We start from the raw sequence: 13,434 nt of genomic DNA, 5'->3' as shown, positions 1-13,434 counted from the left end.
ATGAAACTATAGTTATTAAATTTGTTTCATATGTAACTAGCCAACTGACTTATAAGCTATATGTTCCTATATACTAAGTAAGAACATAGCATAAAAAGAAACAAGGCGAGATAATAAATATGCCTTATATTGGATATCCAAAGTTTTTTAGTACTAGTGCAGTCTAAAGGTACGCGGTTAACATCATCCTCGACTCTAAGTTCCACGTAGTTAGGTGACAAATAGTAACCTTTTTTAGGATATGTTTTGAGTAATTCTCGTGGTTCTATGCTCACAACATTCTCTCTAACAATACCTCTAAGAAAACAAACTCGGTTTGTAACAACATTTTTCGATATAAACTTATTTTTCCAGACGCGACACAACATTGTTTCGGAATCTACTGGAGTACCGACATTAGATAATAGAATCTCTAATACCTCTAATGAACGTTGATCGATAGCGATAACTTTGTCTGTAGAATTTTTAAGTACTCTTGTTGATGGATTATAGACTAGTTCCCCCATTGTTATATCACATTCTAACTGCAATGCTTGATCCAATACATTTTTCATTACTTATCCTTATAACTTAAAAAGAAACTCTATTGTTATCAGATAACTACGAAAATAATACTGGTGTCAGTCTTAAATTATAAGTTGATTAACTAATGTGTAGATTTGTTATGTCGTGTGATTTTTCTGTTAGCTTTTATTAAGTATTGTTTTTAGGTGTAACTGCGTAGGTTGGTGTAATGTCCTACCGACTAAAGCAGTGTCCGGAAGAAGAGTTAACTTCTATTCAGTCGATAGTCTAGTTTAGTAGAGTTATTCAATTGCGATAGAAAAATTCGGTGGCCAACTCTTTAGCCAATGATAAGTAAAATCTAATATATTAGGAGCAGCGATGAAACTTACTCACAAAGGTAAGCAACACAAAAATAAACAGAAAGGGATTGCATTATTAGAGATGATAATTGCAATCGGTATTATAGGAATCATTACAGCTGCAGTAGTAGCTTTATCGTCATCTGCGTTTGCTGAACAGAAAATGAAGGATACAATTTCGAATATATCTCAGCTAACTACAACTATTCAAAGAGCTTATAGTAATGCAAACTCATACAACGGATTAGCTGCAGCAGATTTTTCTGATGATCTAAAGAAAAACCCATATGGCGGTTCCTTCAATATCAGTAAATCTGCGATAGGTTCGAATGCTGATGCTGGTTTTACTATAGGCATTGGTGGATTGGATGTAGATACATGCGTAGATCTACTTCAATCGATCGGAAAAAACTATTACTTTGCTAAGGTAGCTGCTGCAGCCCCTTCAGACATTGGAACAGGAGGTATCTCTGATTTTTCTCCGAGCAACCTTAAAACAGTTGAATGTAAAGATGCTGCTACAAATCCTCTGTGGTTAGGCGATCGCTAGTTTTATGGTTATTGCCTCTAGTACTTGTTACTAGGGGCAATAGTTGGTAAGAGATATGAGCAGAAAACTAAATCAGGGGTTCGCTTTACTTGACACAATGATAGCAATAATGATTGCTAGCATTTTAATGATCGGAAGTTCATATTATGCAATGCGAAAATCTGAGGAAGAAAAACTAAAATCGGTTGGACAAACAATAGGCTTGGTTAGTAGTTATATTCTGGACTACATAGACCTAAAAGGAAATGATCTTAATATATCTGATAGCCAAACGTTTACTGATGTATCGTTTAAGCAGCTTAAATCCACAGATTGTCCATCAGGAGAGAGAAATGAAGCATCGTGGAAAAAAGGCCTTAATTGTTCTCTGTCATTTGACTCAAGTCGTTTAGTAGAGTTTTTCTCATGGAAAATAAACAGAAAAACTTCAAGTGAATTTGAGTATCAGCTTGAATATCAGCCTATCAATTCAAAAGTAATATCAAATAAAGTTAATGAATCATTAATAGAAAGAGCGATTAGAAACACGATAAGAGTACATGGTTTTGACGCAAATGATTTATCAATCAATTTTGTAAAAAACGGTAGCAAAACAATATTAACTGCTTCAACCATAGCAAGACAGTATCTAGCGTCAGACGGCAGTACTAAAATGCAATCCGGTGGCACTATTTGTTGGAAGAATAGCTCGGGTTTAAATGTTTGTCTTAAAGGTGATGACGAAGGAATATCAATATTAGATGGAAGTAATAATCCAAGAAACATCAGTGTAGGCACTGTTATAACTAAAGATACAAGTGGCAATAAACGTTCAACTATCGAGAGTAGGATTGTACAAGACGGTGATAAACTATTGAAGCCAACCTGTCCAACAGGACTAAGGCCAAATATATCACTTTCATTGGCCTCATATGGTATTAGTGGCAGCCTACCTAGTCGTGATCGATATTCGCCAATAATCAGTAATGTCACGGTACCAGGAGCGTTTTCTCTAGGTTGGACAACTAGTGGCAGTGAGTGGAATATTAATATTGCATCAAATAACCCAGACGTAGATAAATCTAAGATATTGGCAATGGCGTTAATATGGTGTGATGAATAAGGCTATATTTAATGCGTAAAAAAGTAATAAGAATATCGATAATTTCCTTGTTCGCTATAATATTACCCTTGAAAGCTCTCTCTAAAGTGGTAATTGTTAGCAATGGAGATACTCTTTATAGCATACTTAGGGATAACGGAATAAGAAGTGACGCTAATAATGTTTCTTGCATGGTGGCTATTAATAAAATACCTAACGTTAGAGACATTAAGGTTGGCACTAGGTTATCTTTACCGAGTATTATTACATGTAAATCGATGGCGAGTGTTGCTCCTGATGTTATAGGAACTTTTGAATTCCCTTATGTGGAAAATAACGATTCTAAATTTACTGAATTTAATGAAGAAAATAATAATAGGAATCGCGATGAAGTTAAAATTACATGTAGCTACACATTGCCTAAGAATGCAGATAATTATGCCAACACAGAAGGGTTTAACTGTGGTTTCGCTGGAAAAAATCAGAAGCGTAAAAGTGAAAGCTATAGCCAAAATACATCGAATAAAAATAGTATGGATAAAAATAGTTTTAATATTTACAAGGATAAGACCTTGTATTACAACATTACAGAATGGATGAATAGTATAAACGGTACTTTACGGTGGAATTCAGAGGTGGATAGTCGAATTATCAGTGATATAAGCTTTGGTAATGATTTTAGAGTGGCGCTTAAGAAGCTGTCTTCCTACTACGGAGAATATAGGTTTACATATTATGAGAAGAATAATGTGCTTGAGGTTACTAATAATTAACATTCTATTTTTGTTTATTGCTTCTGGATGCTCAAATACAAGCAATGTTGAAACGAAAGCAGATATAAATAATGTAAAAAAGCAATTGGAACAGCTCTCATCAAAAACTAATACTAGGAAAAAAAACAACGTTTCATTTGTTGATGACTTCTTATTTAGAGGTGAGCAGATAGCATTAGATCGCGAAGTAAAGTACCAAAGCATCAATGTGGCCATGTTTTCTATGTATGACATCTCGCTAATAGAGGCAACAAACCCTATTAAATCAAAAGGGATAAGAGTAGAGGTTATGGATAATTGTAATTTTCCCTCGGAAGAACATAAGTCAACAATTAACTATAAAGGTAATATTGTTGGGTATCTAAACTATCTTAAAGAAATCTATAACTATGATGCTCTTTTTGATGGGAAAAACCTGCGACTTAACAAGTGTTCTGTGTATAACGCTCAGTTGCCAGGGAACACTTTTACATCCAATATGAATATGTCTGTAAATGTAGTTTCTAGTAGTCCAATTTCTGGGGTACATAATCAGGATGATATGGACTCTATTGTATCTACAATCGAATCTATCTTAAAAGGGGAAGGTGACATCATACTATCAAAACGTACTGGACACATACGAGTTACATCAAGACCAGACAAAATAGATTCAGTTAGAGGGTTTATAGATAGATTACTAAAGAATCAAGAAAAGCAAACCTCTATTGACGTTAAGATTGTGCAATACTCAGGGGATGAAAGTTCTGTTTTTGGATTATCCGGAAAGTTAGCATATAAAGATAATGAATTTTCTAACTCAGTAACTTCACCAAATACTAATTCTGACTCTCCAGTAGGCGAGATAAAGGGAACTATTGTATCAGGAAAGTTCAATGGAACAGATATATTACTGTCCAGCTTATACGGAAATAAAAACGTGTCAATTACCAGTTCAATAAATCTTGTCGGTATAAATGGTTCACCTTTGCCCTTTAATGTGTCAACAAAAAGAAATTATGTACGCTCGATTGAGTCAGAGTATGATAAAGACAAAAATACAGAAACGAAGAGTTATGAAATAGATAGTGTTGAGTCGGGACTTGAATTATTAATGCTTCCAACAATTGATGAGCTTAACAATATTGAAATGACTATAATGATTAAACAGAAGGAGCTGTTGAAAATTACCAAATATGAAAATATCCAGTTGCCGGAAACAACGGAGAACTCCTCTTTTCAAAGAATGCGCCTTCAGTCTGGTGATACTTTAGTATTAACAGGATTTGATGAGAATCGTTTGAATGATAATAGAGGTAGTACTATCCCCGGTATTCTCGCACTAGGGGGAAGTATTGATAAGAATAAGGCTAATAGGAAAATTGCCATTTTAATATCACCGAAGGTAATATGATGGACATTGGATATTGGACGAATAATGGTATAGGAAAGTCAGAAAAGAAGAATTTTAGTCACTTCTATAGAATGATAGGTTCTTCTTTAATTGATAAAAAAAGTAGATATATAGTAAGGAGCAATTCCGACTATAATTTGGAGACTGAGTTAATTAGATTGTTAGAAAGTAATAAAGATTTCGATAATTCTAAGCCTCATTTTGCGGTTTATCATAACAAGGAAACAGATGAAGGATATATAGCAATCTACATAAGTGGCAGATTTCTAAATACAGCGAGTATGTTTCCTCAACCAGTAAAAATGACGATTGAAAATATAAATAAGATTGTCAGGATGTGCGAAAAATTAGGCGGGCAACTTCATGAAATTAGCGCTATTAGTAGTAAAATTGAAGGTTCAGTTAGGTTAAAAAAGGTAACTCTGCTAGATTATAAATTGGTAGCTTTATGCTTGATAATCTCTTTGTCCTTAATAGCATCTTTAATATTTAGGTCTATATACTTATGAAGCTATCAATTAATGCTTTCTTAATGGTTTTCATAGTTATCGGGTTACTAAGTACCATATATATATCGGTCAGTAATTATGTTGATTACAAAGAAAAGCAAGATCTACAATTACTCGAAAATCAACGTATAGAAGCTATTGCTAGTCAAAGCTCCAAAAAACGTCAAGTTCTGACCTATTTAAACTTACTTAATGCTAAGGATGCCGCACTATATTTTCATACAATCGTCAATATCGGAATTTTTAACGAAATATCTAATTGGAGAATTAAAAGTGTCGACTATGGTATTGATAGCGGTTCTCCACCTAAAATATCAGTCATTTATCAGAATGTTAACGGTTCTCAGGTATTCTTCATAGAACATATTGTCAATCAAATTGTAGGGTTAGGGTTAATGAAAAAGGAAGATACGGTTAATTTTAGTGACTCAAATAAGATTGCTACTTTAATGTTGGAACCAATACCCTCAGAACCAATACCGATCATGAATTTTGAACACATCAAAGTCAAAGAGACTCACTCAATATCAGATATGGCAAATCTTATTAATAATTATACTGAGCTTTATAGAAATATGGATAACAATATTAAGGTCACTTTAGCGACTACTCAGAATGAGATTTATATCTCTGAAGATATGAATATATATAAAATTAATCTATCTTATGAAGGGGATATATATTCACTCTACTCTTTGATTGATATATTCCCTGAGTCATCTAATGTCTTCTTTGAGAAACTATCTTTTAAAGATTCTAAATATATAGCAGATATAGGAGTGATATATAATGGGTAATTCTATTATAAATAGTAGGCACACGGTTACAGAAATCTTAATAATAATGGTATGCTCTCTATTTTCTTCTTTATCCTACGCTAGCAATATTGATGATAAGTCAAAATCAAAGACTACCACCTTGCAAGAAGAGGTTGCTCCTGTCAGTGAGATTGAACAGCGACTTAGAAAATTCCAAAAAAGAAGCATTGACAACCAAATTTTAATTAAGGGAATAGAGCAGAATATTGAGATTAAAAGGCTTCAACTTGAACAAAAGAAAATACTAGAGCAGTTGAATGAAACATCTAAGCAAGCATCTATTAAAGGAAGCATCAAGGTTAAAAATAACAGTTCTATTAAGACTACAGAGTCTCCAAAAACATCAAACTATGAAATAACCCTTTCTACTATATATGTAATAGATGGTACTACATACGCTGATTTTCTTAACAGAAGTAACGGTGCCAGATTTAGTAGAATTAAGCCAAACAGGATCTTCGGTGGTGGGTATAGTTATGTAGTTTCATCAAATGGCACAGTAGAACTGAGGTACAAAAAGTGACTACCAATGTAATCATTGACTATCAAGACATATTAGAGAGAGAAGATTTGTCTGTTACGAAATACTCTACGGATCTAGACAGCTATAATATCTACGTATGCAAGTTAACTAAATCAAACGAAAAATATCTATTCCTGCCTGAAGACAGTGGCAGAATGGGACTAGCCATTGATAGTTTAAATAAATTTATTCTTCAAAACAGTTTTAATTTTTCTTATTTTGTTCCTTTAAAAGTTATTTCTGAAATAGATCGTTTGGCTACTAAAGATTTACTTCATGTAGACTCTACCGAAGCTAAACAAACTTTAGTCTCTGTTTTCAGTGACGCTGATGAGTATGGTTCTAGCGACATTCACTTTGTTAGAAATGACCAACAGTGTGACATCTATTTCCGAGTAGATGGAAATAAGAGTTTTTACAAGACATTGGATACAGATAGTGCGGATGCTGCTATATCAACTTTTTACAATGTAGAAGCAATTAGCAAAGGTAGTGCATGGAATAGAAAGGTTCCTCAGGATGCTATGGGGCCGATTCCTAGCCTTAAAGGGAAGATACTAAATCTACGTTATGCGCACTCACCGCTTAAAACGCGCACCGAGCAAGGTTATCATGCCGTCTTTCGAGTGCTTCAAGACGGAGGCGTCGGAGAAATTTCTGATTTAACAGATTTAGGCTTTTCCCCCGAAGAATCTGATCTGATAAAAAAAATGGTAAGTAGACCATTCGGGTTAGTAGTTGTTGCTGGAACAACCGGCTCCGGAAAGTCCACAACGATTAAAGGTTTTTTGGAGTGGCTATATCTGAGTTTTCATAATAAGTCTATCTCAGTCCTAACTGTGGAAGATCCTGTAGAGTACTCAATAAGAGGGGCAGTTCAGACAAACGTAAAGAGGAATGAACTAAAAGGGGACGATACGAACCCATTTATGCGTTATATCTATTCGGCAATGAGACGAGATCCTGACGTGTTGTTAATTGGAGAGACTCGTGATCCAGCTACCGCTAAAGCACTAACTGACGTTGTTGAAAGTGGGCATTTAGCTGTAACTACATTACATGCTAGTAGCGTCACAGGTGTTATATCTCGCCTAAATTCACTAGGGATAGAAATGGATAAGCTTCGGTCATATGACTTCTGGGCCGGAATTATTGTTCAAAAACTTCTAAGGAGGACTTGTACTCACTGCTCCCTACCGTTCAACTTTGATGACGAAACTCTTAAATCACGTGTTTCTCATGGCTTATATACAAGACTTATTGATAAGAATGCTGATATTCATATATCGAGTGAGTCTGGTTGTGAAAAATGTAGTTACTCTGGCTACAAAGGTCGCCAAATTTGTGTCGAGTTCTTATTCCCTTATAACGAAGTAATCGATTCAGTTGGTACGCAAGAGCTGTTCGCTACTTGGAAGAGATATGAAGATGGAGTAAGTGGTTACACTATGTCTGAAAACGCATTTTCAAAGATTGTTGCAGGCACACTTTGTCCGCAAGAGTATGAGCGAATCTACGGGGTAAATTGATATGTATAATTCAAAAATACGAGTAGAGATATATGAAGCATTTATTGATTGTTTGAAAAATAATGTATCGGTAGTTAGCTTTTTGGAAAGTAATATTACCATCAACAAAAGCATAAAGAACAAAGAGATGGTGAAGTTATACACAGATTTACTTGAGGTGTACAATATTAAGGGCGATCTGGTTTTACTATTAGAGGGTAAGATTCCAGATGATGAAATGCTAATTCTTAAGCTTTCTTCAGAAGCTGGCGATATGGTGATAGGTATTCAGCGTGCTTATGATATATGCGTACTGAAGAAAAAATCAGTTGATAAAATGTTCTCTGCTTTGATTGGTCCGATTGTAATGGTTGGTTTAGTACTATTGATGATTGGCGGATATTCAATAAAGGTTTTTCCAGAGTTTGAAGCAGTTCTTCCAGTTGAACAATGGCCGAAAGTCTCATCGACACTATATGCTCTAGGTGGTTTTATATTTAGCTTCGGGTTTCCGGTTTTGATTTTCTCAGTTGTAATATCATTGTTTATATTTAATAGGTACTTGAAAAATGGAATTGGCAACTTTAGAGAAAAGTTAAGTAATTTGCCTATTGTTTCTATCCTTACTCTAAATTACGCATCTGTATTTTTAGGGGTATTATCTTTGATGATAAGATTAAACGTCCCAGTTGGACATACTTTTATGAATTTTAAAAGTACGACAAATTCCAGGTGGATTCAAAAACATATGGCCAGTATGCAGGATCGGCAAGCCGAAGGCCTTCCATTGGGCGATGTTTTGAATACTGGTTTCTTACCCATACAATTAGTTTCTAAATTAGCGTTATATGCGGAGTCTGCCGACCTATCAATGGCAGCAGATAAAATATTCATTAACTCACAAACTCATTTAAGTAAGGACTTAGATAATTTATCTGCGAAGCTGAAAACTATAGCGACTATTATAATCTCTCTTTTTGCAGTTTGGATCTACTTATCAATTATGATGCTAAGTAATAACCTAGCTCCCTAGATAAAAGGAACATATAGTGAATATAATGAAAAACTATTTTCTACTAATGTTGTTATTGCTAACTTTCTATACTTCTTCAGAGGAATATCAATATGCTATATTGCTGTCTTCGATAATTTTTTCATCAATAGTGCTAGTTTTCTACAGTTATTTATTCTATTTGGTGGTTACTTGCAAGTATCATCTTCAGCCTGTAGTAGACTACCAAGAAAACAAAGTGGTCTATTTTGAAATACTCTCTAGGTTTTGTTCTAGTAAAACACCAATACAAGTGATTGAGTTATTTCGCCGTAATGGTTTTTTATACTTCCATACTTTTCTTCAGATTAGACGTTTGCAAAGAATGAATGCAAGCTTAGATGTAGGTATAAATATTTGCCCATCTTTGTTAAGAAGTTGGTATTGTCAGTTCCTACTAAAGACATTATCAAATGCAGAGAATATAAAATATATAGAAATTACTGAAGACTCAAGTGTCGATTACACCCCTCAGGTGATAGATAATATCCTTTCTTTAAAAAATAAGGGAAAGGTGATTGTTGTTGACGACTTTGGTATAGGTAATAACAATATTTTTCTGGTAGATAAGATACTTCCACATATAATAAAGGTAGATAAAAAAATATCTCAAAAGTTGGACAAAGACAATGAAGGTAGCAATATAACTTTTACAATAGCTCATCTATGTTCTTTTTTTGGTTGTACTTTAGTTATTGAAGGTATTGAGTCTCTGGAACAACTTGAGAAATATGAGGAAATGGACAATGTTTACTTTCAAGGATTTTACTTCAACAATAGGTTCTAGCGATAAACTATTAGCTCGTATTCTAGGGCTTATATTTATGTGCTCATCTTCTTTAGTGATTGCTTCATCCACAGGGCTAAAAAATAGCTTTATTTCTGAATGTGATAATAACTATTTTGATCAACGTAAAAAGCCGGCAACATTTTATGTAATGAACCCCAATGTCGCCACACTAGATGGCACGGTTTGCCGTGGTACTCTAGATGCATTTCTATCCTTACTAAAAGAGTACCCTGAACTAAAAATACTGGAAATATATGAAGTTGATGGTAAGCAATGTAACGAAAGTAAGTTCCAGCTTTTTAACAGTATTTATAGACACAAGTTGGAGATAATCGTTGTAGAAGGTGGTGTGGCTGTTTCTGATGGTATGGACATTTTTCTTGCAGGCAATACATCTCGGCTTGAAACGGGTTCCCGCATTGGATTTTTCAGTGGAAAGCCTTTGCAAGATAACGAGATTTCGATGATGAAATGCGAACATTTGTACCGTCAGTACTATAAGGACTTGTCTTTGGATCCTAACTTTTATGGATTTCGGCTAAGACAACAACCAACAGCACTTTGGCGTACAGAATCGGTCTATTTCTTTTAGAGCGAGTATGCATTTGTAAGAGAGATTCAAAATTGAGATTCGTCTCGGATCGAGTGGAAAAATTCGTGCCTAAGCATTAGACTAAAGTCTAATGCTGGTTAAAACTTGACCTAAAAGGAATAATCAGTAAACTACCAGTTCTTGAATATAAGTCACACTTTTTTACAAACACTTTTTCTTATTTCAAGAACGGAATTCTTCAAGTTTTTGACAAAATATATCAAGGAAGTCAAATAGTTGGGTGGTAGAGGTTCGTTATGTACAATCACTTTTTGGTAAGACTTACCATTGGGACTCTCGTTGTTTTAGGTATTAAGCTGAGTGCATTATACTTTTTGCCTATGGTGCTACTATTGAATACGCACCACAAAGAGTTTTTTGGATGGTAAAAATCGGGGCTAGCCCCGATTTTTTTATGCCATTTCTATCTCATCAACCGTTGACTCAATCTCTTTCATCATTCGATATAGCTGTTCAGCAAGTTGCTGTTTCGCACCATCAAGATCTTTGTCTAGCGTTAGCTTCATGATCTTCTCATGTTCATCGAGGTTGAATAGCTGTGAGAAGTTTTTTGGTGAATGGGTTAACGAGATACGTCGATAACGTTTAACCTGCCTGATAATATCGCTAAAAAACTCAAGCATGTTCTTAGAGAAGCAACCACTTAATAGAGAACTGTAGAAGGCTTCTTGACGCTCTTCCCACTCTTGCCAATTGAAGTTTTCTGCTTGGAACTTAAAGCGCGATAGCTTATGGAACTCAGTCAGTATTTCCAGCTCCCAGCTTTCACTGCCTTCTTTGATTGATTTTTCTAGTAACACAGAGGACACAACCTTGAGGCTTTCATATAGGTCGTAGAGTTCGACCTTAGAAACAGGTGCAACCCAGCATCCTTTTTGCGGTTCAAGCTTTACGTACTTAATCCACGAAAGCTGAATTAGTGCCTCTCGGATAGGGGATGCTCCTACGTTATATTTTTCTTTAAGCTCCGCAACAACCAGCTTTTGGTTTGGTTTAAGCTCTCCGGAAAGAATATCCTGACAGATTAGCTTCGCTACTTTGTCTGTCAAAGTTGGGCTAGACACAATGCACCTCATTAACTTAATAGAATTACCTAAAAGCAACTCAGCAGTATGCTGTGTTGTAAAAACGTAAGGATAGTACAGCGTGTTGAAAAATTGGGCAAGATAATTATAAAAAAAAGAGGGCGTATGCCCTCTTTTTATAGATGTTCTGAATGTACTGTAAGAATTATAGTACGTGAACAGAAGCTGTGTTAGTTGTGCCTGAAGCTACTAGAGCACCAGAAACCATTACTACGATGTCGCCTTTCTTACCAAAACCAGACTCTAGAGCGTACTCTTTACCGTTTTTGTAGAACTCATCAGTGCTGTCGATTGAATCAACAAGAACTGGGCGAACACCCTTAGTAAGAACTAGCTGTGCAGCAGTCTTAGGGTTAGTTGTTAGCGCAACGATGCTTGCTGTTGGGAAGTATTTACGTACAGAACGTGCAGACTTACCACCTTCAGTAGCAACGATGATTAGTGGAGCAGCTAGCTTCTCAGCGGTGTCTACTGCACCTTTACATACTGCTTCTGTGATGCGCAGGCGCGGGCTGTCTAGACGAGAACCTAGCTCAGCTTTTAGTGCGCCGTCAGTACGGTTAGCGATTTGAGCCATGATAGTTACCGCTTCAACAGGGTATTTACCTTTAGCTGTCTCACCTGAAAGCATTACTGCATCAGTACCGTCCATGATTGCGTTCGCAACGTCACCCGCTTCAGCACGAGTTGGACGTGGGTTGTTGATCATAGAGTCAAGCATTTGAGTTGCAGTGATAACTGTCTTACGAGCACGGTTACACTTCTCAATCATCATTTTCTGAGCGAAGATTACTTCTTCAGCTGGGATTTCAACACCAAGGTCACCACGAGCAACCATGATACCGTCAGAAAGCTCTAGGATCTCGTCGAAGTTATCTACACCTTCTTGGTTTTCGATCTTAGAAATGATGTGGATGTTCTCGCCACCGTTTGCGTTTAGAACGTCACGGATTTCTTTAACGTCAGAAGCTTTACGAATGAAAGAAGCTGCAACAAAGTCAACGCCTTGCTCACAACCAAATTTTAGGTCGTTCTTATCTTTTTCAGATAGAGCTGGAAGCTGAACAGAAACGCCCGGTAGGTTAACACCTTTGTTTTCGCCTAGAGCACCGTTGTTAAGAACTTTACACTTAACTTCAGTTTCAGTAGTAGAGATAACTTCCATCTCGATTAGACCGTCGTCTACTAGGATAGTGTTACCAGCAGAAAGGTCTTGTGCAAAACCAGCGTAAGTAACAGCAACAGTGTCTTTGTTACCAACAACAGAGATATCTGTTGTGAAAGTGAATTCTTGACCAGCTACTAGATCAACGTCATTGCCGCCTTCTAGTTTGATAGTACGAATTTCTGGACCTTTAGTGTCTAGAAGAATTGCAAGTTGCTTACCAACGTTTGCCATAACTTCACGGAAGTTAGCAATACGAGTGCCGTGCTCTTCGTAGTCACCGTGAGAGAAGTTAAGACGCATAACGTTCATGCCTGCGTTTACTAGTTCAGTTAGCTTCTCTACTGATTCAGTTTTAGGGCCAATCGTACATACGATTTTGGTCTTTTTCATGGAAGATACTCTCCGGGTAAATATTATTACAATTTGAAAGTTAGTATTAGTCTCTCTAGAAGGCTAGGGATGCCCATAAATAATTCACATGAGCTATCAAATGTCTTGCCTATTTTGCTTCTTCTAGAAATGAAAGTCTTTCAACAAGTTTAGTCATTTTATGACCAACTGAGGCGCTTTCTAGGCCACTTTTTTTGAGCTAATCCACTATATTTCAGTAAGATTGCAAAAAAATAACCGCTAATTCTGTAATTTTTTTTCTTTTCGGGCACGAATTCTACCACCGAATTGATCAGATTTCACTGTGCATAACTTG

Annotated in this window: 14 protein-coding genes; 11 read left to right on the top strand and 3 right to left on the bottom strand. The window is 35.9% G+C overall.

From position 1 onward, the window contains the following. Positions 1-56: 56 nt before the first annotated feature. Positions 57-554: a winged helix-turn-helix domain-containing protein gene (locus JKJ11_RS14650; protein ID WP_198558328.1), complete on the bottom strand. Its 498-nt coding sequence runs from the start codon at positions 552-554 to the stop codon at positions 57-59. Between the two features lie 331 nt (positions 555-885). Here JKJ11_RS14650 and JKJ11_RS14645 point away from each other — a divergent pair, with 331 nt between their 5' ends. Genes JKJ11_RS14645 through JKJ11_RS14595 form a run of 11 tightly spaced genes read left to right on the top strand, consistent with a single transcriptional unit; the run spans position 886 to position 10,454 of the window. Then, complete coding sequence (locus JKJ11_RS14645) at positions 886-1,416, top strand: prepilin-type N-terminal cleavage/methylation domain-containing protein (RefSeq protein WP_198558327.1); 531 nt, start codon at positions 886-888, stop codon at positions 1,414-1,416. 55 nt (positions 1,417-1,471) lie between these two features. Next, entirely contained in the window at positions 1,472-2,518 is a 1,047-nt protein-coding gene (locus JKJ11_RS14640) for a hypothetical protein (protein WP_252038385.1), read from the top strand. A gap of 11 nt (positions 2,519-2,529) precedes the next feature. Then, positions 2,530-3,270, top strand: coding sequence for a TcpQ domain-containing protein (locus JKJ11_RS14635; RefSeq protein WP_252038384.1), 741 nt, complete (start codon positions 2,530-2,532; stop codon positions 3,268-3,270). Continuing rightward, on the top strand, positions 3,233-4,663 hold the full coding sequence (locus JKJ11_RS14630; protein ID WP_198558324.1) for a type II secretion system protein GspD: 1,431 nt from the start codon (positions 3,233-3,235) through the stop codon (positions 4,661-4,663). The genes JKJ11_RS14635 and JKJ11_RS14630 overlap by 38 nt, the downstream gene beginning before the upstream one ends. Beyond that, on the top strand, positions 4,660-5,172 hold the full coding sequence (locus JKJ11_RS14625; RefSeq protein WP_252038383.1) for a hypothetical protein: 513 nt from the start codon (positions 4,660-4,662) through the stop codon (positions 5,170-5,172). The genes JKJ11_RS14630 and JKJ11_RS14625 overlap by 4 nt, the downstream gene beginning before the upstream one ends. Beyond that, complete coding sequence (locus tag JKJ11_RS14620; RefSeq protein WP_198558322.1) at positions 5,169-5,969, top strand: hypothetical protein; 801 nt, start codon at positions 5,169-5,171, stop codon at positions 5,967-5,969. Before JKJ11_RS14625 ends, JKJ11_RS14620 begins: the two co-directional genes overlap by 4 nt. Next, positions 5,962-6,513, top strand: coding sequence for a hypothetical protein (locus JKJ11_RS14615; protein ID WP_198558321.1), 552 nt, complete (start codon positions 5,962-5,964; stop codon positions 6,511-6,513). Before JKJ11_RS14620 ends, JKJ11_RS14615 begins: the two co-directional genes overlap by 8 nt. Next, positions 6,510-8,042, top strand: coding sequence for a GspE/PulE family protein (locus JKJ11_RS14610; protein WP_198558320.1), 1,533 nt, complete (start codon positions 6,510-6,512; stop codon positions 8,040-8,042). Before JKJ11_RS14615 ends, JKJ11_RS14610 begins: the two co-directional genes overlap by 4 nt. A gap of 1 nt (position 8,043) precedes the next feature. Then, positions 8,044-9,054, top strand: coding sequence for a type II secretion system F family protein (locus JKJ11_RS14605; RefSeq protein WP_038225048.1), 1,011 nt, complete (start codon positions 8,044-8,046; stop codon positions 9,052-9,054). A 25-nt stretch (positions 9,055-9,079) separates the two neighbouring features. After that, the gene (locus JKJ11_RS14600) at positions 9,080-9,859 is read left to right on the top strand and encodes an EAL domain-containing protein (RefSeq protein WP_252039127.1); all 780 of its coding nucleotides are present in this window, start codon (positions 9,080-9,082) and stop codon (positions 9,857-9,859) included. Further along, positions 9,819-10,454: a hypothetical protein gene (locus JKJ11_RS14595; RefSeq protein WP_252038382.1), complete on the top strand. Its 636-nt coding sequence runs from the start codon at positions 9,819-9,821 to the stop codon at positions 10,452-10,454. The genes JKJ11_RS14600 and JKJ11_RS14595 overlap by 41 nt, the downstream gene beginning before the upstream one ends. 413 nt (positions 10,455-10,867) lie before the next feature. Here the strand turns inward: JKJ11_RS14595 and JKJ11_RS14590 are convergent, their stop codons facing one another. After that, positions 10,868-11,551, bottom strand: coding sequence for a GntR family transcriptional regulator (locus JKJ11_RS14590; protein WP_031493684.1), 684 nt, complete (start codon positions 11,549-11,551; stop codon positions 10,868-10,870). A gap of 154 nt (positions 11,552-11,705) precedes the next feature. After that, the gene (pykF, locus tag JKJ11_RS14585) at positions 11,706-13,118 is read right to left on the bottom strand and encodes a pyruvate kinase PykF (protein WP_006075666.1); all 1,413 of its coding nucleotides are present in this window, start codon (positions 13,116-13,118) and stop codon (positions 11,706-11,708) included. Positions 13,119-13,434 lie beyond the last annotated feature (316 nt).

It is taken from the genome of Vibrio sp. SCSIO 43133 (assembly GCF_023716845.1).
Taxonomy (GTDB): domain Bacteria; phylum Pseudomonadota; class Gammaproteobacteria; order Enterobacterales; family Vibrionaceae; genus Vibrio; species Vibrio mediterranei.
This window is presented reverse-complemented; position numbering and strand designations above follow the sequence as displayed.

Excerpts from the sequence above, each read along its gene's own strand:
- JKJ11_RS14630 (WP_198558324.1), top strand. The coding sequence starts at position 3,233 with ATGAGAAGAATAATGTGCTTGAGGTTACTAATAATTAACATTCTATTT.
- JKJ11_RS14640 (WP_252038385.1), top strand. The coding sequence starts at position 1,472 with ATGAGCAGAAAACTAAATCAGGGGTTCGCTTTACTTGACACAATGATA.
- pykF (WP_006075666.1), bottom strand. The coding sequence starts at position 13,118 with ATGAAAAAGACCAAAATCGTATGTACGATTGGCCCTAAAACTGAATCA.
- JKJ11_RS14600 (WP_252039127.1), top strand. The coding sequence starts at position 9,080 with ATGAAAAACTATTTTCTACTAATGTTGTTATTGCTAACTTTCTATACT.
- JKJ11_RS14590 (WP_031493684.1), bottom strand. The coding sequence starts at position 11,551 with ATGAGGTGCATTGTGTCTAGCCCAACTTTGACAGACAAAGTAGCGAAG.
- JKJ11_RS14595 (WP_252038382.1), top strand. The coding sequence starts at position 9,819 with ATGTTTACTTTCAAGGATTTTACTTCAACAATAGGTTCTAGCGATAAA.
- JKJ11_RS14650 (WP_198558328.1), bottom strand. The coding sequence starts at position 554 with ATGAAAAATGTATTGGATCAAGCATTGCAGTTAGAATGTGATATAACA.
- JKJ11_RS14635 (WP_252038384.1), top strand. The coding sequence starts at position 2,530 with ATGCGTAAAAAAGTAATAAGAATATCGATAATTTCCTTGTTCGCTATA.
- JKJ11_RS14605 (WP_038225048.1), top strand. The coding sequence starts at position 8,044 with ATGTATAATTCAAAAATACGAGTAGAGATATATGAAGCATTTATTGAT.
- JKJ11_RS14645 (WP_198558327.1), top strand. The coding sequence starts at position 886 with ATGAAACTTACTCACAAAGGTAAGCAACACAAAAATAAACAGAAAGGG.
- JKJ11_RS14615 (WP_198558321.1), top strand. The coding sequence starts at position 5,962 with ATGGGTAATTCTATTATAAATAGTAGGCACACGGTTACAGAAATCTTA.
- JKJ11_RS14620 (WP_198558322.1), top strand. The coding sequence starts at position 5,169 with ATGAAGCTATCAATTAATGCTTTCTTAATGGTTTTCATAGTTATCGGG.
- JKJ11_RS14625 (WP_252038383.1), top strand. The coding sequence starts at position 4,660 with ATGATGGACATTGGATATTGGACGAATAATGGTATAGGAAAGTCAGAA.